Source organism: Candidatus Pelagibacter sp. HIMB1521, assembly GCF_052047875.1.
GTDB lineage: Bacteria > Pseudomonadota > Alphaproteobacteria > Pelagibacterales > Pelagibacteraceae > Pelagibacter.
This window is the reverse complement of record NZ_JBNAIZ010000003.1, coordinates 1-25,223: the sequence shown is the minus strand read 5'-3', so window position 1 is coordinate 25,223 and position 25,223 is coordinate 1. Positions and strand designations below refer to the sequence as shown.

Sequence of the window (25,223 nt, the reverse complement as noted above, 5' to 3'; positions counted from 1 at the left end):
AAATTAATGAACAATTTTTGGTTTTAGACCCATGGCTCCTAAAGCCGAGTCATGATCATCTTTTGAGTCTTGATTTTCTAAAATTTTATCTTTTGGATATAAGTTTTTGTTAATTATGTTCTCAATCTCTTCACCTGTTAAGGTTTCGTAAGTAATTAATGCTTTAGCAATTTTATGTAGATCGTCAATTTTGTCAGTCAAAATTTTCTTTGCTTGATTATATCCTTCGTCGACTAGTTTCCTAATTTCCTTATCAATTTTTTGAGCAACTTCTTCAGAAACTGATTGTGTTTGAGTAACAGATCTACCTAAGAAAACTTCCTCTTGATTTTCTCCATACTCAACTGGACCCATTTCCTCACTCATACCATATTTAGTTACCATCGCTCTTGCAAGTTGAGTAGCTTGATTAATATCTGAACCACTTCCTCCACCTGCTCCTGTAGAAATGTTATCTTTTCCAAAAATTAATTCTTCTGCAACTCTTCCTCCAAAACAAACTGCTAGTCTAGCTTTTAAATATTTGATTGAATATCCATGTTTATCTCTTTCTGGTAAATTCATAACCATTCCCAAAGCTCTTCCTCTTGGAATGATAGTGGCTTTGTGAATTGGATCATAACTAGGCATATTAAACGAGACTAAAGCATGGCCACCTTCGTGATATGCGGTAAGTTTTTTTTCATCCTCAGTCATTACCATTGATCTTCTTTCAGCACCCATTAATACTTTATCTTTTGCCTCTTCAAATTCTAATAAAGTTACAATTCTTTTATTTTTTCTAGCTGCTAATAAAGCAGCTTCATTGACTAAGTTAGCTAAATCTGCTCCTGAAAAACCGGGGGTCCCTCTTGCAATAGTTCTTAAATTTACATCGGGTGCCATCTTAATTTTTTTCACATGGACTTTTAAAATTTTTTCTCTTCCAATAATATCTGGGTTCGAAACAACTACTTGTCTGTCAAATCTTCCAGGTCTTAATAGTGCTGGATCAAGAACATCAGGTCTATTTGTTGCTGCAATTATGATAACTCCCTCATTAGTATCAAACCCATCCATCTCTACTAATAATTGGTTTAAAGTTTGCTCTCTTTCATCATTACCTCCACCTAAACCTGCACCTCTACTTCTTCCAACTGCATCTATTTCATCAATGAATATTATGCACGGAGAATTTTTTTTACCTTGTTCAAACATATCTCTTACTCTTGATGCTCCAACACCAACAAACATTTCAACAAAATCTGAACCAGAGATAGTAAAGAAAGGAACTCCTGCTTCACCTGCAATAGCTCTTGCTAACAAAGTTTTTCCCGTTCCTGGAGGTCCAACCAATAAAGCACCTCTAGGTATCTTTCCACCAAGTCTACTAAATTTTTTAGGGTCTTTTAAAAATTCAACAATTTCTTCTACTTCTTCTTTTGCCTCTTCTACTCCAGCAACATCATTAAATGTTACTTTGCCTTTAAGTTCATTCATCATCTTAGCTTTTGACTTACCAAATCCCATTGCTCCACCTTTTCCACCTTGCATCTGTCGCATAAAAAATATCCAAACAGCAATTAATAAAAGCATTGGGAACCAAGAAAGTAGTACGCCAAATAAAGATGGCATTTTTTCTTCTAACGGAGCTGCTGAAATACTTACTCCTTTGTCTGATAATTTTTCAATTAAATTTGGATCGTTTGGAGCATAAGTTGAAAATGAATTTCCATTTGAGTAAACACCCTTGATGTTGTTTCCCTGTATCTCAACTTTTAAAACTTCTCCATTTTCAACTGAAGTTAAAAAATCTGAAAAAATTATTTGATTTCCTCCTCTAATATTTGATTGAGGATTTTTAAACATGTTATAAAGACCAATAGTTAAAAAAACTATTATTCCCCACATAGCCAGATTTTTAAAATTCATGGTGTAAAGATAAGAATTATTGCAAATTAAACAAGTGACAAAATAACTATAAATTTAGTGATATTAACGCTCTTTATATACAATTACAGTTTTCTTGATTTTTTTAATTACACAATTCCCAAGTGTAGACTTAAAAGTAATTTTACTCTGTAGATTTTCTAAAATATTGGTAATTTTTTTACCTCTGGGCGGAAAATACTTTTTCCCAACTAACTGTAAGATCTTTGAAAATGACCTGAACAAAACTTCTTGAGGAAAATTAAAAAATTCTTCTTTTAATACAACTTTATTTTGAGAAATAATCGAATTTTCTTTTAAATTTTTTTCACAAAAAAACTGGATTGATTGGTCGACACTTTTTAAATTACTAATTGATAATTTAAATTTACTTTTATCCAAACCTTCACTTTCAAGATTTTTAATTAAATTTCTTACTCTCACTCTTGTAAAAATTTCATCTTCATTTGAAGGGTCTTCTACATATTTATTAAACACCTTTTTTGAGATGTAGATTAAATCTTTTTTTTCAACGTTTATTAAAGGTCTTAAGATATTTGCATTATTAATTAAAGTCGTTTTGTCTAAAGATACGATACCCTTTAAACCACTACCTCTTAAAAGCCTAATTAAAAAATTTTCATAAACATCATCTTCATGATGACCAAATAAAATATGATTAATTTTAAATTTTTTTGATTGGTTAATTAAGAGATTATATCTTTTTTTTCTTGCAAGAGATTGGATATTATTTTTGGGTTTTTTCCCATTCCATTTTAAAATATCTAAATCTATAGAAAAATCCTTCAAAAGATTTTTTACAAATAAAGCTTCTACAGATGAATTATTTCTCAATTTATGGTCAACTAGAAAGTATTTAATTTTTAAAGATTTTTTAATTGAATAAATTTTTGAAAAAAAAGCTAAAGCAAGACTATCAGGGCCACCTGACACAGCAACTGTAAAATCGTTATTTAAATTTAAATTATTTTCAAATTTACTATAGATTTTATAAATTCTTTTATCTCTTAGCTTATTAAGAAGTTGTTTATGAATCTTGCTTGACGCATTCAAATTTTTTAGACTCATATTTTGCTTTTTGTATTACAGACTGATTTGCGTTTGGATACTGCAACTCTACACCATTAATCATCTTACAGCCTTGATCTTTTTCACCAATTTGAACCATTGAAACTCCAAGTTTTAATAAATTTATTGGAGCTTTCTTTCCTTTTGGATATTTTTGATATCCTTCGAGATAAGCTGAAGCAGCATCAGTATAAAGTTGTCTTATTCTGAAAGTTTCTGCATACCAATATTGAGCACTACCTGCTAATTCATCTTCAGGATTTGATAACACAAATTCTCTAAAAGCTCTTTCTGCTGTACTGTAATCTCCAACTTTTAAGAAACTTGTTGCAAATTCATATTGTTCTTTTGGAGTTAAATCTATTGGTAAAATTTTATCTTCAGCTTGAAAAGTTTCTTCTACAATAGAAGCTGTAGTATCAACCGATTGAATCTGTTGATTCTCCTCTGAAGTTTCCATATCTTTATAAGAAATTGTACCTAAGTCCTGAGGCTGCGAGCTTCCAGGAAGAATTTGCTTCTCAATTTTAGGCGCAGAACTGAGTTGTTGACTGCTATCAATTACATTAACAGAACTTAAATCATTTTCTATATCTTGAAACCTTATCTGATTATCAGACTGTAGCTTGGATACTCTGTTCGAAAGTTTATCAAGCTTAAAATTAATTTCCTCAAATTTATTAGTAAGTTCTCTAAACTGCTCCTCTACCTCTGATAACTTTAACAAATGTCTAGTTAAGACATCCTCAGAATTATTATCAAGACTTGATACTGATTGATTATTTGTTGTACTTTCTATTTCTATTGATCCTGAGTAAACGGCTCTTTCAAGAGTTTTTAAATCTTTTTTAATTAAATCTAAAATTTCATAAATATTATGGTTATCTGAGTAAGCAATTCCCGAAAAAAAGAAATTTAATATTATTATTAAATTAAATAATGTTGATCTAAAAAGTGATCTCATTAAATTTTTATATGATTATAAAAAGGCAAAAAAAAGACCCTAAAAGTTTTTAATTTTAGGGTCTTTTTTAAAAATTCTTTAGTTTGCTTTAACAGTAACTGATCTTCTGTTTTTAGACCATGCTAAAGGATTTGATCCTGAGTCAACAGGTCTTTCTTTACCATAACTGATTACAGTAATTCTGTCTGATGAAACACCATAAGTCATTAGATAATCTTTTGCAGCGTTAGCTCTTCTTTCTCCAAGTGCTAAGTTATATTCTCTTGTTCCTCTTTCATCTGCATGACCTTCTAAAACTACAGTGATGTTAGAATTTTCTCTTAACCAAGCAGCTTGAGCTCTTAAAGTTTCTCTTGAAGCTGTAGTTAATATAGATTCGTTAGTTGCAAAGAACACTCTATCAGCAACACCATCTGCTAAATATTTTACGCTATCTGTTCCTACGTAAACGTCTCCTTGCATTTGACCTGCAATTTTTTCAATTTTAGTTACTTCTTCTTTTTTAGTTTCTTCTTTTGGCGCCTCTACAGCTACCTCTTTTTTTGTTGCACACGCTGTTAAGATTATTCCAGCAGAAATAACTAATAACGTGTTTTTGAAAATTTTGTTTAATCTCATTAATTTGCTCCTTGCTGCTTTTTCAAATACTATTTTTTTCACAACTAATTAGATGTTTCAACCCAAAAAATCAAGAAATTTCATCGTATTTAAAGATAAAATGATATTAATTACTTAATAAAGACGACCAAGATGGGTCAGATGCGTCCGTCTCAGTTGTTATCAATCTTTCATTATAACCAGTTAAATCAATAGACCATAATTTAGCAGAAAAACCTTCGCCTTTAGAATTAGTTTTTGTTTCTCTATAAAATATCAAAACTCTTCCATTGGGTGACCAAGATGGGGCCTCTTGATAATAGTTTTCTGTTAACAATCTTTCACCAGTTCCATCCGTTCTCATCACTCCAATATAAAATTTTCCTTTATGTAATTTTGTAAATGCAATTAAATCACCTCTAGGAGACCAAACTGGTGTTCCGTACAAACCATTACCAAAAGAAATTCTTTTCACGTCACTTCCATCATTTTTCATGACATAAATTTGTTGGTAACCACTTCTGTCAGAGTTAAAAGTTATATATTTTCCATCTGGAGAATAAGAAGGTGATGTATCAATTGAAGGATGATTTGTTATTCTCTCTACTAATCGAGTTTCTAAATTCATTGTATAAATATCTGATTTTCCATCTTTTGCGAAACTCATGATTATTTTTTTACCATCAGGTGAAAATCTAGGAGCAAATGTCATTCCAGGAAAATCTCCAACTACTTCCTGTGTTCCGGTTTCAATATCTAAAAGATAAACACGTGGCATATTTTTAAAATAAGATAGATAAGTAACCATTTGGCTAGCAGGGTTAAATCGTGGAGTAAGTACAAGCTCATTTCCTAAAGTTAGAAATTTGTTATTTGCACCATCTTGATCCATGATAGCTAATTTTTTTATTCTTTGTGTTTTTGGTCCTTCTTCAGCTACATAAATTATTCTTGTATCAAAATACCCTTTTTCTCCTGTTAACCTCTCATATACTTTATCTGATATTATATGGCCAACTCTTCTCCAATTTGTTGGTACAGTTGTAAATGCTAAAGCCATCATCTCTTTTGCAGCAAGCACATCCCAAAGTCTAAACTCAACTCTTAATTTATCATTAATAAAATTTACTTTACCGGTGATAAGAGCTTGAGCTTTAATTAAATTCCAATCCTCAAATCTTGGTTTTAAATTTGCTATATCTGGAGCTTGTAAAAATGCTTTTTTATCCAAAGGATTAAATAAACCTGAAGTTCTTAAATTATTTTCAACAATTAATGATATTTCAGATCCAATGTTCTCTTTATCTAAAATTTGCTCAAAATTTTTTCTAGACGTTTCATCTATTGATAGTGGTGAGACTGCAAGTGGAAGAGGGTTTAAATTTCCCCTTGTAATATCAACTTCAATTAACGCTAAAGCTTTTAATGGAAAAAAAACAAAAATGAAAATTATAAATTTTTTAATCATAAATTCTTTATACTAACCTCCTAACATCTCTCTTGCATCAAAATTTAATTGTAATTCTTTCCATCTCTCGTAACCAGAAGCTGGAACTCTCAAAGGTTGACATAATCTTACTGCTCTTAAGGCACTTTCTGCTAAGACTTTATAAAAACCTTGTCCAGGTTTATTCATTCTAGCATGATCTAAAATCTCAGTTTTGGTGACTGAACCATCTGGTTTAAGCTTTAACTTTATTCTAACTAGTAAATTTTCATCATAAGGCAAACCTAAAGGTATGCTCCAACAACCAAATATTTGGGCCTTTAAAGCATCTTCCTCACTTAAAGTTAGTTTAGAGTTTTCAATGTTTCTCACTTGATCTTGAGTAACATCATTATTGGTTTTCACTTTTTCTGCTGTTTCTTCTTTTGATTTATCTATTAATGCTGCAATATTGTTTGGATCAAATAAATCTTTTTTTTCAAACTCAGATACTTGCTTTACTTCATTATCCACTTTTTCTGGATTTTGTTTTTTTTCCTCTTTGGTCTTTAATTTTTTTACCTCTTTATCTGGCAAAGGGACAGCTTCAGGATTTTGTTTTTCTATCGTTTTGTTTTTTTTCTCTGAGACAACAGTCTTAGTTTTGGTTTTTTTTACTTTTTTCGGTGGAGCTTGTTCTGAAACCAGTTTTTTTTCTTTTTCTTTTACTTTTTCAATAATTTTTTTTGCTTTAGGCGCAAAAGGAATATTTGTTTCTTCTGTTATTTGAATTAATTCAACAGAGACTATGGGTGGAATATCAATGGGTTTTTTTGAGAGAAAAGGCAAACTTAAAGCTGTAAGAACAACTAATGATATATGTAAAGCTGAGGATATAGCGATACTACTACTCTTCACTGTAACTACCTTTGTTTAAGGGGCTCAGAGATTAGCGCAACCTTTGTAAAACCAGATCCAGATAATAAACCCATTATCTCTAAAACTCTTCCATAGTTTATCGTTTTATCACCTCTTACATAAATTCTTGTGTCAGTTCTATTTTTTGAAACAGCTAAAACTTTAGCAATTATATTGTCATACTCTACTTTTGATTCTTGAATAAAAATTTCACCTTTCGCATTAATAGAAAGTGTTAAAGGTTCTGTTTCCTCAGGCAAAGAATCTGCTGAACTCTCAGGTAGATCAACCTGAACACCTACTGTTAAAAGCGGTGCAGTGACCATGAATATAATTAATAGAACCAACATCACATCAACAAAAGGTGTTACGTTAATCTCACTCATTGGTTCTTTTGATGAGCGATTTAATTTAAAAGCCATTTAAATTATTGTTAAAAATCTTTTTGAAAAATTCTCTAATTTTTCTGAATATTTTTTTGCGTCTGTATTAAATTTATTGTAAGCAACTACAGCAGGTATCGCAGCTAACAGTCCTAATGCAGTTGCGAATAATGCTTCTGCAATACCAGGTGCAACTATTGCAAGACTAGTATTTCTTGAAATTGCAATTGATTGAAAAGAATTCATAATACCCCAAACAGTCCCAAATAATCCAATAAATGGAGCAGTTGAACCTACAGTTGCTAAAAATGTAAATCCCTTTTCAATTTTTGACATTTCCTTTTCTATTCCTCCCTCAAGGAACGCAGTCATTCTTTCACTTATATTTGTTTTTGATTTTTTCTTAAGTAAGTTTTCCATAGCATTTTGGAATACCAAAGACATTGGGTCTTCTAAATTATTTGGTAAACTGTTATAAAAATTTTCAGCAGATTTAGAGTTCCAAAATTTTTCTTCAAATTCTTCTGACGATTTATTTATTTTTTTAAAAAGTCTATATTTTTCTATAATCACCGCCCATGAGTATACTGAGCAAAATATTAAGCTAATCATTACTGCTTTAACAATTATGTCTGCTTTTAAAAATAAACTTAGAAGTGAAAAATCTGTATTTGTTCCTAAGTCTAATGCATTTGCGGCTATGTCTGCTTCCATAATCACTCATCACACTTAATTGTGTCATGAATTTGACTATATAATTTTAAAGATTAGTCATTTTTGTATGTTTCATGAAAATAACTAGCTATCAGAATTGCATCAGCTTTATTGGAGTCTTTTTTTTTAGATAAATTTGACGAAAAATAAGGAAATATTTCAATAGCTCTTGTCCTGCTAGCATCCTTTTCTGAATTAATTAAATTAAAATATTTTTTCCATTTTGCAGGTCTTACAAAATAAATTGGTAATTGCATTGCACTGCAAATACCTTTTAAAATTCCAAAAGATTGACCAAAATTAAACATACTAGTTACACCTTGACCTGGCATAGCTGAAACTTGTTCTATAACAACTTTAATATTTTTTTTTTCATATGTTTTTATTCTAAAAGAAATTTCATTATATATTTGAGATCCATTAACTTGCTTTTTATTTTTTTTCCCTTCAGTCATTGTTGGCATCTCAAGCACATCTTTAATTATTCCATCCTCTAAAAAACATATAGATCCTGATATTCCTGGATCAATTCCTATTATTAACATTAAATATTTCCCAAATTTACGTTTGAAAAAACGTTCTGGACATCATCGTCATCTTCTAGATTTTCTAAAAACTCAATCACACTCTCTTTTTCATCATTTTGAATATCAACACTATTGATTGGCACCCACTCAATCTCTGTGGAAATAAAATTTGCAATTGTATTTTCTAAATTTTTTTTAACATTATAAATTTCATTTGAAACACATTGAACTTCATGAAATTCATTGTGAGAAATACATTCCTCTGCACCAGCTTCTATAGCCAATTCAAAAATTTTGTCTTCTGATATTTCATTTTTATCAATCTTTATTATCCCAAGTTGTTTAAAGTTATGAGATGCTGATCCTTGCGTACCTAAACTTCCACCAGATTTTTGAAAAATGGTTCTCACATTGGAAGCTGTTCTATTTTTATTATCAGTTAAAGTTTCAACAATTACAGCAATTTTGTTTGGTCCAAATCCTTCATATCTCAAATTTTCAAAATTTGCACCAGATGCAGCAGAAGATTTATCAATTGCTCTTTCTATATTATCTTTTGGCATATTTGCTGTTCTTGCAGCTTGTACTGCTGATCTTAATCTTGGGTTCATTGCAGGATCTTTGTCTCCGAGCTTTGCAGCAACAGTAATTTCTTTAGACAACTTTGAAAAAATTTTTGAACGTTGCTTATCAGCTTTTCCTTTTTTATGTTTAATACCTGCCCAATGAGAATGACCTGCCATATATAAATTAAATATTTTTTAGTTTATCTCCAAATATATAACTATTAATGTTTTTAGCTAAACCAGTATTTATATCACAATCAACAATAACACCAGACAAAGTCCCTTCCCCAACTGCTGGAAAATGTTTGACCGAGTCTTTTTTTAGAAATCTGTTTAAGGAATTTTCCTTGTCCATCCCAATTACAGAGTCATAATCCCCACACATACCAGCGTCTGTCTGGTATCCAGTACCATTGTTTAGTATTCTTGCATCATTAGTTGGAATATGAGTGTGAGTTCCAACAACTAACGTTGCATGACCATCAAAAAAATGACCTATAGCATTTTTCTCACTAGTAATTTCACCATGAAAATCAACTACTAATAAATCGTAGTCATCTTTTAAATTGAATTCACTTAAAAATTTTTTTGAAGTTTCAAAAACATCTTCACACTTTTTCATAAAAACATTACCCATAAGGTTAAGTACACCGATTCTAATATTTTTATCAGTTTTGAAAATTTGAAATCCTCGGCCCGGTGCAGGTTCAAAAAGGTTTTTAGGACGTAACAATCTCTCTTCTTTTTCTATGTACTTCATGATTTCTTTTTGATCCCATACATGATTACCAGTTGTTATTACGTTAACACCACAGTTATAGAAATCTTTACAAATTTCCTCCGTCAAACCAACCCCTTGAGCTGCAGCATTTTCACCATTAGCAATAACAAAATCAATTTTTTTTGTTTTAATTTCACTAAGTAAGCTGCTTGTAAGTTTAGAGCACCCCGAAATACCAACAACATCGCCTAAAAATAAAATTCTCAAAATATTAAACCTCTTTCAGTAATTATTAAATCAAGCTTCTTATCATAATTATTAACTGGTACTTCTTTTAATTCTTGAAAAGAAAAGGCAAATCCTACTTTAAATACCTTTTTTTTAATTTCAATTTTTTCAATATAACGATCATAAAAACCACCTCCATAACCTAAACGGTTAAAATGTTTATCAAAAGCTAATAGTGGGACTAATAATATATCTGGATAAACTTTCTTTTGAGACAATGGTTCAATAATCCCGTATTTGTTTATCTTTAATGGATTATCTTTGGACCATTCATAAAAGTCCATTTGGTTATTTTTCTTGATTATCGGTAGAGAGGTAGTTTTTTTATTTTTACTAAATAAATTTAAAACCTCTAAATCATCTATTTCATGATTGCATGGATAATATCCTCCAACAATTTTTGTTTTAAGCTTATTATCCCTTAGAAATTTAATTAATTTTAAAGAATTGATTTTCAAATTTTCTTCAAAATTTTTTTTTCTAAGTAATGTTATCTTTCTTCTTAATTTAGATTTATTCACAAATTTATTGAGATAAATTTTCTTGTTTCGCTTTTTCAACAAAACTTGAAATTTTCTCTGCAGCAGTATCAATTAAATCTTCATATTTTTTTTGATTAGTTTCAATCTCGATTTTTAATTTGTCATGATTTAAATTTAACTCTTTTATTTCTTCTTCTTTTTTATCTTTATATTCATAAATTAGAGTTTTTAATTCTTTAAATTTATTTGATAAATCTTTTAATTCTTGTTTCTTTTGTTCAACTTTCTTTTTTGTTTCGTAGTATTCATCCATTATTTTAACTGCTGTAATTAATAAGAGTTTATTCTCTCCTAAATTGCCAAGATCGTTTTTTAAATGATTAAATTTTTGATTTATTTGAATTAACAATTCCTCTAAATGTTCTTCTTGTCCATCATCACAAGATAGTAAAAACTCTTTATTATTGAATTTGATACTTACATTTGCCATTTATCAACCTCTTCCAACAAAGTATCTGTTTCTTGATTTAATTCATCAATTTTTTCAGAGAACTCTATTTGTTTTCTTTCTTCTGCCTTTTCTTTACTTCTAAACTCGTCTAATCTTTTGGACAAAATTTCGTTCTGATCTATTAGCTCTTTATATTTTTTTTCTAACTCGTTTTTTTCAATCTCTAATTGATTTTTTTGTAAGTTGAGATTTTCAATATTATTTTCCAAAACCGGCTTAGTTAGATTTAAATTTTTTAATTTCTCTAAAGCTATATTAAGTTTTTTTTCTTTTTCGTTTATAGAATTCATATATATATACTTATAATATTAAATAGAATCTTCTTAGTCTAGTCAGGATAATTTTGAGTAAAATACATAACGATTTAGCAAATTGTATCAGATTTTTATCTATTGATGCAGTTCAAAAAGCTAATTCTGGTCACCCTGGGATGCCAATGGGTATGGCGGACGTTGCAACGGTACTTTTTAGGTATTTTTTAAAATTCAATCCGCAAAATCCAAATTGGATAAATAGAGATAGGTTTGTTTTATCAGCCGGACATGGCTCAATGCTTCTTTATTCTTTATTATACTTAACTGGTTATAAAAGTATTTCTTTAAATTCGATCAAAAAGTTTAGACAACTAAACTCTATTTGCGCAGGTCATCCAGAGTATCATCCAAAAACTGGAATTGAAACAACTACTGGGCCACTTGGACAAGGAATAGCTAATGCAGTTGGATTTGCAATAGCTGAAGAAATCCTCAAAAAAAAATTAGGTAAAAATCTAATTAATCACAAAACTTATGTTCTAGCTGGCGATGGTTGCTTGATGGAAGGTATTAGTCACGAAGCAATGAGTTTAGCTGGTCACTTAAAATTAAAAAATTTGGTGATGCTTTTCGATAATAATAATATTTCAATAGATGGTCCAACAAGTCTTGCTGTATCAGACAATTTTAAAAAAAGATTTGAAAGCTATGGATGGGATTACATATTAATTGATGGTCATAATGAAAATCAAATTTACAGAGCTTTAAAAAGAGTTCAAAATGCAAAAAAACCCACAGTAATTTCTTGTAAAACAAAAATTGGATATGGTTCTCCAAATAAGTCTGGCAAATCCTCTTCACATGGTAGTCCTTTGGGATTAGATGAAATTAAATTAGTAAGAAAAGCACTTAAATGGAAATATAAACCGTTTGAGATTCCAAATAAGTTATTAAACAAATGGAGAGCTATAGGAATCAAAGGTCAATTAAATGAAAAAAAATGGAACAAATTAATTAAAAAACAAAGTAAAAAATTAAATCTAATCAAAAATAATAATTTTAAAAATATTTTAAATTCAGAAAAGAAACTCGCAATTAAAGAACCTAAATCCTTAGCAACAAGAAAATGTTCTGAGTTAACTTTAAGCGCATTAACCAATTCAAATAATAACCTTATTGGGGGTTCTGCAGATTTGGCAGGATCTAACAATACAAAAACAAAAAAACATAAAATTATTACACCAGGAAATTTTGAGGGAAATTATATTCACTATGGTGTCAGGGAACATGCAATGAGTGGGGTCATGAATGGAATAGCACTCCATAGCAGTTTTATTCCTTATGGTGGAACTTTTTTAATTTTTTCTGATTACTGCAAACCATCGATAAGATTGTCAGCTCTAATGCAACAAAGAGTTATTTATGTGATGACACATGATTCAATTGGTTTAGGTGAAGATGGGCCAACACATCAACCAATTGAGCAATTATCTGGTTTAAGATCAATTCCAAACCTAAATGTCTTTAGACCTGCAGATAGAATTGAAACAATTGAATGCTGGGAGCATGCATTAAAAACTACAAATACTCCAAGTGTGCTGTCACTTACAAGACAAAATTTAGATCCAATCAGAAAGAAATATTATTCAAATAATAAATGTTCACTTGGTGCTTATGAGGTGCTTAGAACAAATAAGAAAATTAAATTAACAATTTTGGCAAGTGGTTCAGAAGTAAATCTTGCAATCGAGGCTAGCCATAAACTTGCTAAAGATAAAATTTATTCTAAAGTTATTTCAGTACCTTGTATGGAGCTTTTTGATAAACAAAGTAAAACTTATAGAAATAAAATACTAAATGAAACCAAAAATAAAATCTCTATAGAAGCTGGTTCAAGTGATTGTTGGAAAAAGTATGTTGGTGAAAATGGAAAAAATTTTGGAATTAATGAATTTGGTAAAAGTGCACCATTTAAAGAAATTTATAAATATTTTGGGCTAACAAAAGAAAATATAACTAACAAAATAAAAAATTTAATTAAAAATTAATTATGACAATTAAAGTTGGAATTAATGGAATGGGTAGAATTGGTCGAATGGTAGTTCGATCAATTATAGAAAGCCAAGATAAAAAAATAAAAATACAACACATAAACAATAGATCAAATTCTGAGATTACTTGTACTTTAATAAAATATGACTCAATTCATGGTAGATTTGACGCTGATTTAGATTTTGATGAAAATCACTTAATAATAAATAACGAAAAAATTACATTTTCACAGGAGTCTAGTATTGAAAACATAGACTGGAAAAAATTCGATGTTGATTATGTTTTTGAGTGTACAGGAAAATTTAATTCTAAAGAAAAACTTTTAGCTCATGTTAAAAATGGAGCAAAAAAAGTAATAGTATCTGCACCATGTAAAGACGCAGATAAAACAATTGTATTTGGTGTAAATGAAAAAGATATAACCAGTAAGGACCAAATAATCTCAGCTGCATCATGCACCACAAACTGTTTGGCTCCAGTTATACACACACTAAATGAAAATTTTGAAATTGAAAAAGGGTTTATGACCACTATCCATGCATTTACAAGTGATCAGAGAATTCTAGATAATTCTCATAAAGACCCAAGAAGAGCGAGATCAGCAAGTCAATCAATTGTCCCAACATCTACTGGTGCATCAAAAGCAATTGGTGAAATAATTCCTAGCTTGAAAGGTAAATTAGAGGGAGTTGCAATGAGAGTACCTACCCCAAATGTTTCACTTGTAGAATTAGTTTTCTGTACAAAAAAAAATATCAACAAAGAAAATATAAATAAATCATTTAAACTAGCATCAAAAAATAATCTTAAAAATGTATTAGAAATCACTCATGAAAAGTTAGTATCAATAGATTTTAATCATAACCCAGCATCTGCGATTGTTGATGGATCCCTTACCAATGTTGTTGGAGACAATATGGGTAAAATTTCAGCCTGGTATGATAATGAATGGGGTTTTTCAAATCGTATGTGTGATATTGCAGAATTTATTCATCAAAATTCTTAATGCAAAGTATTTCCAAACTAACCAACCTACAAGGTAAAATAGTAATTTTAAGATTGGATTTAAATGTCCCTCTTAACAATGGTGAGATAACTGATACAACTAGAATTGACAAAGTTCTTCCAACAATCGAATTTTTATTAAAGCAAAATTCAAAAATAGTTATCTTATCTCACGTTGGTCGACCTAAAGGAAAAGTAATTAAAGATCTTTCGTTAAAACCAATTCAAAAAGATATAGAAAAAAAATTAAATGAAAAAATAAAACTTATCGAAAAAAATATTTATGAAATAAAAAAAGATATGCTTGATAATTTTAATGAAAAAATTTTATTAATTGAAAATATTAGATTTTATCCAGAAGAGGAAAAAAATGATGCTAATTTTGCAAAACATTTGGCAAATTTAGGTAATATTTATGTAAATGATGCTTTTTCATGTTCTCATAGAGCGCATGCATCTGTTTGTGAAATTTCAAAATTTTTACCGTCTTTTTCAGGATTACAACTAGATTTAGAGATTGGTGCATTAAAAAAAATTACATCTAATATAATTAAACCTGTTACGTGCATAATTGGAGGATCTAAAATTTCTACTAAAATTAATATTATTAAAAATTTAATTCCAAAATTTAATAACATAGTAATTGTGGGTGCAATGGCGAATAACTTAATTGAACACAATGGATACAACATTGGAAAATCTCTTAAGGAAGAAAATGTTAATTCTATAGTTAATAAAATACTCTCATATTCAAAAGAAAAAAATTGTAATATAATTTTTCCAGAAGATGTAATCGTGGCAAATGATTTAAATGGTCAGCCTGAAATTAAAGAATTGAATCAAATTAAATTAGATGAAATGATTTTGGATATAGGTCCAAAAACTGTTGAAAGTATATGTAATATTATTGATAATACAAACACCATATTATGGAACGGTCCTGCTGGATATTTTGAAAATCCTAATTTTGCTAATGGAAGTACTGCTATTGCAAAAAAAATAGTTGAAAAAAATAAAGAAGATAAGATTTACTCTGTTGTAGGTGGTGGAGATACCGTTTCATTAATTAATTCTTTAAATGCTGCTAAAGAATTTAATTTTGTTTCAACTGCAGGTGGAGCATTTTTGGAATATCTTGAAGGAAAAGAACTGCCTGGTATAAGCGCCTTAAATTGATATGTCAGAACTAAATAAAATAGCTCTTAAAATACTTTCGAATGGCAAAGGAATACTTGCGGCAGATGAAAGTAACGGAACTATGACGAAAAGACTTGAGGCTGTTAATGTTGAATCTACACCAAAAAACAGACTCGCTTTTAGAGAAACTCTTTTTAGTTCAGAAAGTATGAAAGATTGTATCGGTGGTGTGATCTTATACGATGAAACAATAAACCAAATTTCAAGTTTAGGTAAATCAATTCCTGAATTAATCTCTGCTAGTGGAGCAATCCCAGGAATTAAAGTAGATACAGGTGCAAAAAATTTAGCAAATTCTCCAGAAGAAAAGATTACTGAGGGGCTAGATGGACTTCGAGAAAGATTAAAAAAATACTATGAACTTGGTGCAAGATTTACAAAATGGAGAGGTGTTTATTCGATAAGCAATAAATATCCTAGCAAGCTTGCAATTCATTCGAATGCTCATGCACTTGCAAGATATGCTGCATTAGTTCAAGAAAGTGGGATGGTTCCTATAGTAGAACCAGAGGTTTTGATGGATGGTGATCATTCAGCTGATGAGTGTTTGGAAAAAACTTCAGAAGTTATAAAAAAATGTTTTGAGGAATTAATTATGCATAAAATTGATTTATCAGGTATCATATTAAAACCAAATATGATTTTAGCTGGAAGTAATTCAAAAAACAAAATCTCTAATGAAGAAGTTTCAGACAAAACAATTGAATGTCTTAAAAATTCAGTACCTACAGAAGTACCAGGAATTGCTTTCTTGTCTGGAGGTCAATCCGAAGTAGAAGCAACAGAAAATCTCAATTTAATTAGCAAAAACAATAGTACAAATTTTATAATGACCTATTCATATGGTAGAGCTTTACAACAAAGTGCTCTTAAATTTTGGTCTAAAGATACAACTAAAATCACCGAAACACAGAATGTATTTAACCATAGAACAAGAATGTGTACTTTAGCTGCTCAAGGAAAATGGACAAACGATCTTGAGAATAAATAAAAAAAAATTTATTTATCTTATCTCTCCAAATAAAATAACTAAGAATTTTTACAAGATGCTGAATGAGGTATTGAAATCAAGTAAAATAAGTTTTTTTCAAATGAGATTTAAAAAATACTCATTTGAAAAAAAATTTTTGGTAGGAAAAAAGATCAGACAATTATGCAAAAAAAATAATGTAAAATTTATTGTTAATGATGACCCAATTCTTGCAAAAAAATTAGATGCTGATGGATGTCATTTAGGGCAAAAAGATATGAATATTAAAGAAGCCAAAAAAATAATTGGAAATAAAATTATTGGAATAACATGTCACAACTCAATTAAAATTGCAAAAGAAGCAATTAAAAATAGAGCTAATTACATTGCGTTTGGTGCTTTTTTTCCAACTAAAACAAAAAAAGCTAAATACAGGGCTAATATAAAAACTTTGAATAAAGTAAAAAAATTAACAAATATTCCCATCGTAGCTATAGGTGGAATAACAAATGAAAACTATAAAAAACTTTTATTGAACAATGCAAATTTTTTAGCTATCTCAGGCTACATTTGGAATAATAAAAAATACAAACCTAAAGAAGCTATAGAAAGTTTAATATGAAAATAAATGCAAGTGAAATTAGAGTTGGGATGCTTTTGGAATATAAAAATGATCTTTGGCAAGTTCTAAAAACACAACATGTAAAACCTGGAAAAGGTGGCGCGTTTGCACAAGTTGAAATGAAAAGTGTTGGTAAAAATACCAAGCTAAATGAAAGATTTAGATCTAGTGAAACTGTAGAAAAAGCATCACTAGATGAGAATAAATATAATTATATGTATGAAGATGATGCTAATTATTTTTTTATGGAACCAAAAACTTTTGAACAGATTGAAATTAAAAAAGAAATTATTGGAGAACAAGGTAAATTATTAACTGAAAATCTTGAAGTATCTGTAAGTTTTTATAATGAAAATCCAATTTCAGTTGAATTACCAAATCAGGTACAGTGTAAAATAGAAACCACTGATGCAGCATTAAAAGGTCAAACTGTATCTTCATCTTATAAACCTGCAACCTTAGATAATGGGTTAAATATTCAAGTTCCACCGTTTATAGAGGCAGGTGACGAGGTAATTGTTGATACTCGAAATTTAGAATACGTTAAAAAGATTTAAAATGATATCAATATCTTCAAATCTCAACTTGATGATAAAGGCTGCTGAAAAAGCTTCTAAATCTGTAATCAGAGATTTTGGCGAAGTGGAAAAATTACAAGTTTCTAAAAAGGGCCCTTATGATTTTGTTACAAAAACAGATAAAAATGTAGAAAAAATTTTAATAGAAGAGTTATCTAAATCAAAAAAAAATTACTCATTTATTACAGAGGAAACTGGCAAGATAAATAATAAAGACAAAGAAAATTTTTGGATTATAGATCCAATAGATGGAACAACTAATTTCCTTCACGGTATTCCTCACTTTGCAATTTGTATTGCGCACATGTCTAACAAAGAAGTTATAAGTGGATTAATTTTTGATCCAATAAAAGATGAGATGTTTTTTTCTGAAAGAAATAAGGGAGCATACTTGAACAATCAAAGACTAAGAGTGTCAAAAAAAAATTCTACTGAAGATTGTTTGTTCTCAAGTAATCATGAAGGTACAAAATTTAGTGATCTAAATATGAGATGTAGCGGATGTGCAGCGCTTGATCTTGCATATGTAGCCTCTGGAAGACTTGATGGTTTTTTTCATAATAAAATTAATATTTGGGATGTGGCAGCTGGTGCTTTAATGGTTGAAGAGGCTGGTGGAATAGTTAACGAAATTAACAAATTTGATATAAAAAATATTGATATCAGGGCCTCAAGTAGTGCAATTAACGATAAAATGCTTGAAAAATTAGTTAACTTTTAATTGTTTTAAAAATTTCTTTTGCTATAAGTCTCCGCATGAAAAAAAATATTCATCCAAACTATCATACTATTAAAGTAGAAATGACTGACGGTACTCAATTTGAAACAAAATCAACTTGGGGTGCTGAAGGAGATTTGCTTAAGCTTGAAATTGATCCAAAATCGCATGCTGCGTGGACGGGTGGCAAACAGAAATTAATGGATAAAGGTCGAATAAGTAAATTTAACAAAAAATTTCAAAATTTTAAATCAGAAAAGAAAAATTAAATGTCAAATGCGCCTCTAATGCCAATGGCTACTGCCGTTTGGTTAGTTGAAAATACAACTCTAACATTTAAACAGATTGCTGATTTCTGTAAGCTACACGAAGTAGAGATACAAGGTATTGCTGATGGAGAGGTTGCAAAAGGGATTAAAGCTTATAATCCAATTATTTCAGGACAACTTTCAAGAGAAGAAATAGAATTATCATCTAAAGATGAGAATAGACCGCTACAAATCAAAAGCAGTGATATTGAGATTTCAAATGATGAAAAGAAAATAAAAAAATATATCCCTCTTTCGAAAAGACAAGACAAGCCAGATTCTGCTTTATGGCTTATCAGACAACATAATATTTTAAAAGATTCACAAATTGCTAAATTGGTTGGAATTACAAAAAATTCTGTAACTTCTATAAGAAATAAAAGTTACTGGAATTACAATAATTTAAATCCTAAAGATCCTGTAGCATTAAATTTGTTTTCTCAAAAAGACCTAATGGATGCAATAGAAAAAGCTGAAAGAAGAATTAAAAGAGAGAAAAAAGAAAAAGAAAAACAAATTAAAGTTAATCAAACAAGCTTATAATGAACAAAACTAATAGACATAAATTAATAAAAGTGATAACAAACCACTTTTTTGGAGGTAGTTATTAAAATAGAAGTTAAAGATAATAATGTTGAACAAGCATTAAGAGTTTTAAAAAGAAAACTGCAAAGAGATGGTTTCTTTAAAGTTATTAAATTAAAAAATACTTACGAAAAACCTTCTGAAAAGAAAAAAAGAATTCTTCAAGAAAACATTAAAAGAGTTAAAAAGTTAAATAAACTCAAGAATAGAATTTAAATATATCGCGGGGTGGAGCAGTCTGGTAGCTCGTCAGGCTCATAACCTGAAGGTCGGCGGTTCAAATCCGTCCCCCGCAACCAATTTGGCTATAACTTAAAATTAGATTTTTTGCTATCGATTAAAAACGCTTTGACTGTTTCAACAGTTAGCTGATTAAAGGACTTACCGAACTTTTCAATTTTTTCAATTAGGGTTGGTGGGATAGTAATTATATGACATCCCAATTGTTTAGCTTGCAAAAAATTGTATGGTTCTCTCACACTAGCCCATAAAATTTCTACATTTTTAAATTTCTTTGCTAATTTTATACTTTTAACAAATTCTGGAATTGGATCTTTGCCGGTGTCACCTGCTCTTCCAGCAAAAATAGATATAATTACATTTGTTTTTTTGTTTATTACTTTAAGTATCTTTGAAGTTTGTTTGGCTGTGTATACAGCTGTTATATTCAACTTAATATTTTTACTATTTAGCTCTTTAATAACTTTTCCTGAAAATTTATTTTTTGAATTAACTACTGGAACTTTAACGTATACATTTTTTCCCCAAGTATTTATTTCGTTTCCTTGTTTAATCATAGATTTTTGATCATCAGCAAATACTTCAAATGAAATTGGTTTATTTTTACAAACTTGAAGTATTTGTTTAGAGTATGATTTGTAATCTTTTGCTCCAGCTTTTCTCATTAAGCTTGGATTTGTTGTAAATCCTTTTACAATTTGTTTCTTATTAAAATTTTTAATTGAAGATAAATCTGCAATATCACAAAAAATTTTTGTATTCATTAAATCTATAAATTCTTTGTAATATCTTCAGTCATTTTTTTTGCATCCGCAAATAACATCAATGTATTTTCTTTATAAAATAAATCATTATCGATTCCTGCATATCCAGGGGACAAACTTCTTTTAACAAACAATACTGACTTACATTTTTCTACATCTAAAACTGGCATTCCATAAATTGGGCTTTGTGGATCTGTTTTTGCTACAGGATTAGTAACGTCATTTGCACCAATTACAAATGCAACATCTGCATTTGCAAAATCGTTATTAATCTCCTCTAGTTCAAATACTTCATCATATGGCACATTTGCTTCTGCCAACAATACATTCATGTGTCCAGGCATTCGTCCTGCAACTGGGTGAATAGCATATGAAACTTTAATATCATTTTTTTTTAACGTATCTACCATTTCTCTAAGGGCATGTTGAGCTTGCGCAACTGCCATTCCATATCCTGGAACAATTATAACTGATGAAGCATTTTTCATTAAAAAGGCTGCATCATCTGCATTACCACTTTTTACTGGTCTTTGTTCTTTACTTTGACCTCCTGTTGTTTGGTCAGTTGCACCAAAACCACCTAATATAACATTAAAGAATGATCTATTCATTCCTTTACACATAATATATGAAAGTATTGCTCCTGATGATCCAACTAAAGCACCAGTGATAATCAGTGCTGTGTTTTCCAAAGTAAATCCAATTCCTGCTGCAGCCCAACCAGAGTAAGAATTCAGCATTGAGATTACAACAGGCATGTCTGCACCACCAATAGGAATAATGATTAAAAATCCAATTAAAAAAGATACCGCTATTAATATCCAAAATAAATTAGCTGATTGTGTTGAGCAAAGATAAATTGTTAAAATTACAATTAATACTAATAATAATGCATTTAATAAGTGTTGACCTTTAAATGTTATAGGCGCACCTGACATAATTCCTTGTAATTTTAAAAAAGCTATAACAGATCCAGAAAAAGTAATTGCACCAACCGCTGCTCCTATTGCCATCTCAATTAAACTTGCAAGTTTGATATTTCCAGGTGTTCCAAGATTAAAAGCTGCTGGGTTTATGAAAGCAGAGATTGCAACAAATACTGCTGCCAGACCTACTAAACTGTGAAAACCAGCAACCAATTCTGGCATTGCTGTCATTGGTATTCGATATGCTATGAAAGCACCGATAATTCCACCAATAGCCAAAAATATCAGAACATAAATAAATCCAGAACTAAAATTTCCAACTGAAAGAAATGTTACTGTCACAGCAATTACCATTCCAACTATTCCAAATAGATTTCCTTGTCTCGAAGTTTCAGGAGACGACAATCCTCTTAAAGCTAAAATAAACAATACCCCTGATACTAAATATAAAATTGCAGATAAATTTGCAGACATTAATTATTTATCCTTTTTCTTTTTTTTATACATTGCAAGCATTCTTTGAGTTACTAAAAAACCACCAAAAATATTTATTGCTGCTAAAATAATTGCTAAAAATCCGTAAATACTCGATGAAGAAAAAACTACCCCATGCCTTTCTGATAGTGCAGCAATGATTGCACCAACGATAATTACTGAAGATATTGCATTTGTAACTGACATCAATGGTGTATGTAAAGAAGGTGTTACACTCCACACAACATAATATCCAACAAATATTGACAAAATAAATATGCTTAATCTGAATATAAAAGGATCTATTTCCATATTACTACTTAATAAGTGTTTTCTCTATTATTTCATCCTCTAAATTAATATCTAATTTCTTATTTTCTTTATCATATAAATTTGAAATGAAATTAAACATATTTTTAGCATATAAATTGGAAGCTGATACGGGTAGTTTGTTTAGTATATTTGCCTCCCCTAAAATTTTAACACCATTTTTTTCTACAGTTTTGTCAACTTCAGTATAAGCAGTGTTTCCTCCTTGAACTGCTGCTAAATCATAAATCACAGAACCTCGTTGTAAATTTTTAAACATATCTTCTTTAATTATTTTTGGAGCTTCTCTGCCTGGGATTAAAGCTGTACAGATTATTATATCAATTTTTTTTAATGTTTCCGTGAGTAATTGCTCTTGTTTCTTTTTAAAATCATCTGATACTTCTTTTGCATAACCACCTTCAGTCTCTAGATCCTCAGATCCCTCAACTGTAAGAAATTTTCCACCTAAACTCTCAACTTGTTCTTTTGAGGCCATCCTTACGTCTGTTGCAAATACCACTGCCCCCATTCTTTTTGCAGTTGCGATAGCTTGCAATCCAGCAACTCCAGCCCCAACCACTAATACTTTTGCTGCGGGAATAGTTCCAGCTGCAGTCATCATCATTGGAATTGCTCTCTCATAAACTTGGAAGGCTTCTACTACTGCTTTATAACCAGCCAGGTTAGCTTGTGATGATAAAATATCCATTGATTGAGCTCTAGTTATTCTTGGTAGCAAGTCTAATGAAAAACAATTTATCTTTTTGGATTTTAAATTATCTAATTTTTCTTTGTTTAAAAAAGCATTTAATGATCCAATCAAAGTTTGTTTTTCTCTAAATAATGACAACTTTTCATCATCTGGTAATCCTAGTTGAATAACAATCTCAGAATTTTTAATTATTTCATGTTCATTATCTGAAAAATTAACTCCTAAATTTTTATAATCTTCATCATTAAAACCTAAATGATTTCCATAACTATTTTTTAACGTTAAATTAAATCCTAAACTAATATATTTTTTTGCAATTTCTGGGGTAATTGCTACTCTCTTCTCAATATTGTGGTTTTCAGAAATTGAAGCTAAATTCATAATTTTTAAGATAAAAATATTATAAAAGAAAGATTGCCATTAAAACTAAAACCGTAATTACTGCAACTGTTCCCCATAAAACAAACTTAGTAAAATTGTTCCAAGTATTTTTATGGTTCTCATTGTCCATAAAATTATTTCTGTCTTGCTTTAAATTTTGGGTTCGTTTTGTTTATTACGTAAACTCTTCCTCTTCTTCGTACGAGCTTAGAGTTTAAATCTCTTTTTTTAATTGATTTTAACGAACTTTTTATTTTCATAATTTAGTGGACCTTAATAAAGGAACTTACATAATGTTTCAATTGTAATTTTCCATATTTTTGAATTATTTTGTTATTTGAGGAGATTTTGGTCAATGCAGAGGCATATCTCTCTCCTTCTCTGGATTTTAACATCACAATTTTACTCTTAAACATTTTTGCAACCTCTAATATTGTATATGAATATTTGCTACTGATACTATAATATTTACACCTATTTTTTATAAAAGCTTCATAACAAGTTTTAACTGTATCATTTATATGAGTAAATCTTCTAGTCTGATTACCAGGTTTAACAACAGTTAAAGGTTTTTTGGTTAAGTATTGATGTTCGAATATTCCAATGACTGTCGCCATACTTCCAATTTTAATTTGTCTTGGGCCATAAACATTGTAAAAAAAAATTACTTCATATTTAAAATTAAACCATTTTTTTAAATTTTCTAATAATTCTAAGTTTTTTGATTTAGTAAATGCATATGGAGATAAATTTTTATCATTTCCATTATTTCCTAAACTTGCAGAAGTTGCTGAGTAGATAAGTTTGATATTATTATCCAAACAAAATTTAAAAACTGCCTTTGAACCAAGTGAGTTTGATTGATAACATTCATCAAATTTTTTAAAACTTTGAAAAATTCTCGCAAACTCTCCAAAATGAAATATTGCAATAATTTTTTTTCTATAATTTTTGAGAATTTTTTTTATGTCTGACGTATTACCAAAAATATATTTAACTCTGTTATTTTTAAAATGATTTTTTTTACTTCCAGAAGAATAATTATCTATACTAATAATTTTAAATTTTGTTTTAATTAACAAATATTCCACAAGGTTAGAACCAATAAAACCGGCTCCACCAGTGACAACAATGAAATTTTTCATTTTAGAATAGCCTGGCAATGACTTACTCTTCCATGTCTTAAGACAAAGTACCATCAGCGCTGAAAGTCTTGACTTCCGAGTTCGGAATGGGATCGGGTATTACACTTTCGCAATAATCACCAGGCGTAGCATTTATATACAAAGGGATAAAAATTGTAAACATTTATTTAAAATTTAATTAAAAAACCTATACTTAATTAAAGTATAAATTGCTCTAAAACCATCCTTTGTTTTAATTTTTTTTCCCTCTAAGTGAGATCTACCAGCATAGCTTACCGGCACTTCTACAATCTTTTCACCAATCTTTGCTATTTTACAAGTAAATTCAGGACAAAATGCAAAATCTTTTTCTTCTAAAGAAATGCTGTTAAATATTTTAGCACTAGAAACTTTGTAACAAGTATGAGCATCGGTTAAATTTTGTTTATTTAATATGTTTGAAAAAATTGTTAGAATATGATTAAAAAAAATTCTACTTAATGAAATAAAATTACTGTTGCTGTATCTTTTTTTATTAAGAACTCTAGAGCCATAAACTACGTTGCTCTGTTTATTTAATATTGGTGCAACTAATTTATGATAATCATTAGGATCATACTCTAAATCAGCGTCTTGAATTAACACTATATCTCCAGTTACAAATTTTTTTGCTGTTCTAATGCATTCTCCTTTACCAAAATTTTTTTTATGTTTTAAAATTTTATGATCACTTAAAAATTTAAAGTTACAAATTAAATCGTAAGAATTATCATTAGAACAATCATCTATTACAATTATTTGTTTTTTTAAGTTTACTTGATTTTCTACTTTCTCTAATAATTTTAGTATTGTTTTATTTTCATTAAAAACTGGTATTAATATTGTTAGTTTCATAAGTGAGATATGC

At 29.4% G+C, this 25,223-nt stretch carries 32 protein-coding genes, 1 tRNA gene and 1 rRNA gene; 11 read left to right on the top strand and 23 right to left on the bottom strand.

The window, feature by feature from the left end; all coding sequences use genetic code 11:
- Positions 1–3: 3 nt before the first annotated feature.
- The 14 genes from ftsH to ACTTA5_RS01430 all read right to left on the bottom strand — a co-directional run bounded on the left by ftsH (position 4) and on the right by ACTTA5_RS01430 (position 11,384).
- Positions 4–1,911 (bottom strand): ATP-dependent zinc metalloprotease FtsH, encoded by a 1,908-nt coding sequence (gene ftsH, locus ACTTA5_RS01495; protein WP_440647377.1) that lies wholly within the window; start codon positions 1,909–1,911, stop codon positions 4–6.
- 63 nt (positions 1,912–1,974) lie between these two features.
- On the bottom strand, positions 1,975–2,997 hold the full coding sequence (tilS, locus tag ACTTA5_RS01490; RefSeq protein WP_440647375.1) for a tRNA lysidine(34) synthetase TilS: 1,023 nt from the start codon (positions 2,995–2,997) through the stop codon (positions 1,975–1,977).
- Positions 2,957–3,961: a tol-pal system protein YbgF gene (ybgF, locus tag ACTTA5_RS01485; RefSeq protein WP_262590284.1), complete on the bottom strand. Its 1,005-nt coding sequence runs from the start codon at positions 3,959–3,961 to the stop codon at positions 2,957–2,959. Before ybgF ends, tilS begins: the two co-directional genes overlap by 41 nt.
- A 78-nt stretch (positions 3,962–4,039) precedes the next feature.
- Positions 4,040–4,579 carry a peptidoglycan-associated lipoprotein Pal gene (pal, locus tag ACTTA5_RS01480; RefSeq protein ID WP_440614677.1) on the bottom strand — a complete coding sequence of 180 codons (540 nt, stop codon included), beginning with the start codon at positions 4,577–4,579 and terminating at the stop codon, positions 4,040–4,042.
- Between the two features lie 106 nt (positions 4,580–4,685).
- The gene (gene tolB / locus ACTTA5_RS01475) at positions 4,686–6,026 is read right to left on the bottom strand and encodes a Tol-Pal system beta propeller repeat protein TolB (RefSeq protein WP_075506060.1); all 1,341 of its coding nucleotides are present in this window, start codon (positions 6,024–6,026) and stop codon (positions 4,686–4,688) included.
- Between the two features lie 12 nt (positions 6,027–6,038).
- The gene (locus tag ACTTA5_RS01470; RefSeq protein WP_075506059.1) at positions 6,039–6,902 is read right to left on the bottom strand and encodes an energy transducer TonB; all 864 of its coding nucleotides are present in this window, start codon (positions 6,900–6,902) and stop codon (positions 6,039–6,041) included.
- 5 nt (positions 6,903–6,907) lie between these two features.
- A complete protein-coding gene (gene tolR / locus ACTTA5_RS01465; RefSeq protein ID WP_075506058.1) occupies positions 6,908–7,324 on the bottom strand; it encodes a protein TolR in 417 nt (138 codons plus the stop codon).
- Entirely contained in the window at positions 7,325–7,999 is a 675-nt protein-coding gene (gene tolQ / locus ACTTA5_RS01460; protein WP_440647373.1) for a protein TolQ, read from the bottom strand.
- 53 nt (positions 8,000–8,052) lie between these two features.
- The gene (locus tag ACTTA5_RS01455) at positions 8,053–8,544 is read right to left on the bottom strand and encodes a crossover junction endodeoxyribonuclease (RefSeq protein ID WP_440618068.1); all 492 of its coding nucleotides are present in this window, start codon (positions 8,542–8,544) and stop codon (positions 8,053–8,055) included.
- Positions 8,544–9,269, bottom strand: coding sequence for a YebC/PmpR family DNA-binding transcriptional regulator (locus ACTTA5_RS01450; protein WP_440647371.1), 726 nt, complete (start codon positions 9,267–9,269; stop codon positions 8,544–8,546). Before ACTTA5_RS01450 ends, ACTTA5_RS01455 begins: the two co-directional genes overlap by 1 nt.
- Before the next feature lie 7 nt (positions 9,270–9,276).
- Complete coding sequence (locus tag ACTTA5_RS01445; protein WP_440647369.1) at positions 9,277–10,080, bottom strand: TIGR00282 family metallophosphoesterase; 804 nt, start codon at positions 10,078–10,080, stop codon at positions 9,277–9,279.
- Complete coding sequence (locus ACTTA5_RS01440) at positions 10,077–10,622, bottom strand: 5-formyltetrahydrofolate cyclo-ligase (RefSeq protein ID WP_440647367.1); 546 nt, start codon at positions 10,620–10,622, stop codon at positions 10,077–10,079. Before ACTTA5_RS01440 ends, ACTTA5_RS01445 begins: the two co-directional genes overlap by 4 nt.
- Before the next feature lie 4 nt (positions 10,623–10,626).
- Complete coding sequence (locus ACTTA5_RS01435; protein WP_428079504.1) at positions 10,627–11,073, bottom strand: cell division protein ZapA; 447 nt, start codon at positions 11,071–11,073, stop codon at positions 10,627–10,629.
- Complete coding sequence (locus tag ACTTA5_RS01430) at positions 11,061–11,384, bottom strand: 5-formyltetrahydrofolate cyclo-ligase (protein ID WP_440647365.1); 324 nt, start codon at positions 11,382–11,384, stop codon at positions 11,061–11,063. The genes ACTTA5_RS01435 and ACTTA5_RS01430 overlap by 13 nt, the downstream gene beginning before the upstream one ends.
- 53 nt (positions 11,385–11,437) lie before the next feature.
- On the opposite strand from ACTTA5_RS01430, the gene tkt reads away from it, so the two are divergent.
- The 11 genes from tkt to ACTTA5_RS01375 all read left to right on the top strand — a co-directional run bounded on the left by tkt (position 11,438) and on the right by ACTTA5_RS01375 (position 19,682).
- Positions 11,438–13,396, top strand: a complete 1,959-nt coding sequence (gene tkt, locus ACTTA5_RS01425; RefSeq protein ID WP_440647363.1) for a transketolase — start codon at positions 11,438–11,440, stop codon at positions 13,394–13,396.
- Between the two features lie 2 nt (positions 13,397–13,398).
- The gene (gene gap / locus ACTTA5_RS01420) at positions 13,399–14,406 is read left to right on the top strand and encodes a type I glyceraldehyde-3-phosphate dehydrogenase (protein ID WP_440647361.1); all 1,008 of its coding nucleotides are present in this window, start codon (positions 13,399–13,401) and stop codon (positions 14,404–14,406) included.
- Positions 14,406–15,581: a phosphoglycerate kinase gene (locus ACTTA5_RS01415; RefSeq protein WP_440647359.1), complete on the top strand. Its 1,176-nt coding sequence runs from the start codon at positions 14,406–14,408 to the stop codon at positions 15,579–15,581. Before gap ends, ACTTA5_RS01415 begins: the two co-directional genes overlap by 1 nt.
- 1 nt (position 15,582) lies before the next feature.
- A complete protein-coding gene (locus tag ACTTA5_RS01410; RefSeq protein ID WP_440647357.1) occupies positions 15,583–16,593 on the top strand; it encodes a class I fructose-bisphosphate aldolase in 1,011 nt (336 codons plus the stop codon).
- The gene (gene thiE, locus ACTTA5_RS01405) at positions 16,580–17,194 is read left to right on the top strand and encodes a thiamine phosphate synthase (protein ID WP_440647355.1); all 615 of its coding nucleotides are present in this window, start codon (positions 16,580–16,582) and stop codon (positions 17,192–17,194) included. The genes ACTTA5_RS01410 and thiE overlap by 14 nt, the downstream gene beginning before the upstream one ends.
- A complete protein-coding gene (efp, locus tag ACTTA5_RS01400) occupies positions 17,191–17,751 on the top strand; it encodes an elongation factor P (RefSeq protein WP_440618057.1) in 561 nt (186 codons plus the stop codon). The genes thiE and efp overlap by 4 nt, the downstream gene beginning before the upstream one ends.
- Position 17,752: 1 nt before the next feature.
- On the top strand, positions 17,753–18,493 hold the full coding sequence (locus tag ACTTA5_RS01395) for an inositol monophosphatase family protein (RefSeq protein ID WP_440647353.1): 741 nt from the start codon (positions 17,753–17,755) through the stop codon (positions 18,491–18,493).
- Between the two features lie 35 nt (positions 18,494–18,528).
- On the top strand, positions 18,529–18,759 hold the full coding sequence (gene rpmE / locus ACTTA5_RS01390) for a 50S ribosomal protein L31 (RefSeq protein WP_075506043.1): 231 nt from the start codon (positions 18,529–18,531) through the stop codon (positions 18,757–18,759).
- On the top strand, positions 18,760–19,341 hold the full coding sequence (locus ACTTA5_RS01385) for a cell cycle transcriptional regulator TrcR (RefSeq protein ID WP_440647351.1): 582 nt from the start codon (positions 18,760–18,762) through the stop codon (positions 19,339–19,341).
- A 63-nt stretch (positions 19,342–19,404) separates the two neighbouring features.
- A complete protein-coding gene (rpsU, locus tag ACTTA5_RS01380) occupies positions 19,405–19,599 on the top strand; it encodes a 30S ribosomal protein S21 (protein WP_075484443.1) in 195 nt (64 codons plus the stop codon).
- 6 nt (positions 19,600–19,605) lie between these two features.
- Positions 19,606–19,682: transfer RNA gene (locus ACTTA5_RS01375), tRNA-Met, on the top strand.
- A gap of 6 nt (positions 19,683–19,688) precedes the next feature.
- Here ACTTA5_RS01375 and ACTTA5_RS01370 read toward each other — a convergent pair.
- The 9 genes from ACTTA5_RS01370 to ACTTA5_RS01330 all read right to left on the bottom strand — a co-directional run.
- Complete coding sequence (locus ACTTA5_RS01370; RefSeq protein ID WP_440647349.1) at positions 19,689–20,387, bottom strand: transaldolase family protein; 699 nt, start codon at positions 20,385–20,387, stop codon at positions 19,689–19,691.
- 5 nt (positions 20,388–20,392) lie between these two features.
- Positions 20,393–21,787 (bottom strand): NAD(P)(+) transhydrogenase (Re/Si-specific) subunit beta, encoded by a 1,395-nt coding sequence (locus ACTTA5_RS01365; protein ID WP_440647347.1) that lies wholly within the window; start codon positions 21,785–21,787, stop codon positions 20,393–20,395.
- Between the two features lie 3 nt (positions 21,788–21,790).
- A complete protein-coding gene (locus ACTTA5_RS01360) occupies positions 21,791–22,099 on the bottom strand; it encodes a proton-translocating transhydrogenase family protein (RefSeq protein WP_440647345.1) in 309 nt (102 codons plus the stop codon).
- A 4-nt stretch (positions 22,100–22,103) separates the two neighbouring features.
- A complete protein-coding gene (locus ACTTA5_RS01355; protein WP_440647343.1) occupies positions 22,104–23,192 on the bottom strand; it encodes a Re/Si-specific NAD(P)(+) transhydrogenase subunit alpha in 1,089 nt (362 codons plus the stop codon).
- Between the two features lie 19 nt (positions 23,193–23,211).
- Positions 23,212–23,322, bottom strand: a complete 111-nt coding sequence (locus ACTTA5_RS01350; RefSeq protein WP_075506037.1) for an aa3-type cytochrome c oxidase subunit IV — start codon at positions 23,320–23,322, stop codon at positions 23,212–23,214.
- 4 nt (positions 23,323–23,326) lie between these two features.
- Complete coding sequence (gene ykgO / locus ACTTA5_RS01345) at positions 23,327–23,452, bottom strand: type B 50S ribosomal protein L36 (protein WP_008545413.1); 126 nt, start codon at positions 23,450–23,452, stop codon at positions 23,327–23,329.
- A 3-nt stretch (positions 23,453–23,455) separates the two neighbouring features.
- Positions 23,456–24,337 carry an NAD-dependent epimerase/dehydratase family protein gene (locus ACTTA5_RS01340; RefSeq protein ID WP_440647341.1) on the bottom strand — a complete coding sequence of 294 codons (882 nt, stop codon included), beginning with the start codon at positions 24,335–24,337 and terminating at the stop codon, positions 23,456–23,458.
- Between the two features lie 9 nt (positions 24,338–24,346).
- A 5S ribosomal RNA gene (rrf, locus tag ACTTA5_RS01335) occupies positions 24,347–24,461 on the bottom strand.
- Between the two features lie 50 nt (positions 24,462–24,511).
- On the bottom strand, positions 24,512–25,223 hold a 712-nt coding region (locus tag ACTTA5_RS01330), incomplete at its 5' end, for a glycosyltransferase family 2 protein (protein ID WP_440647339.1).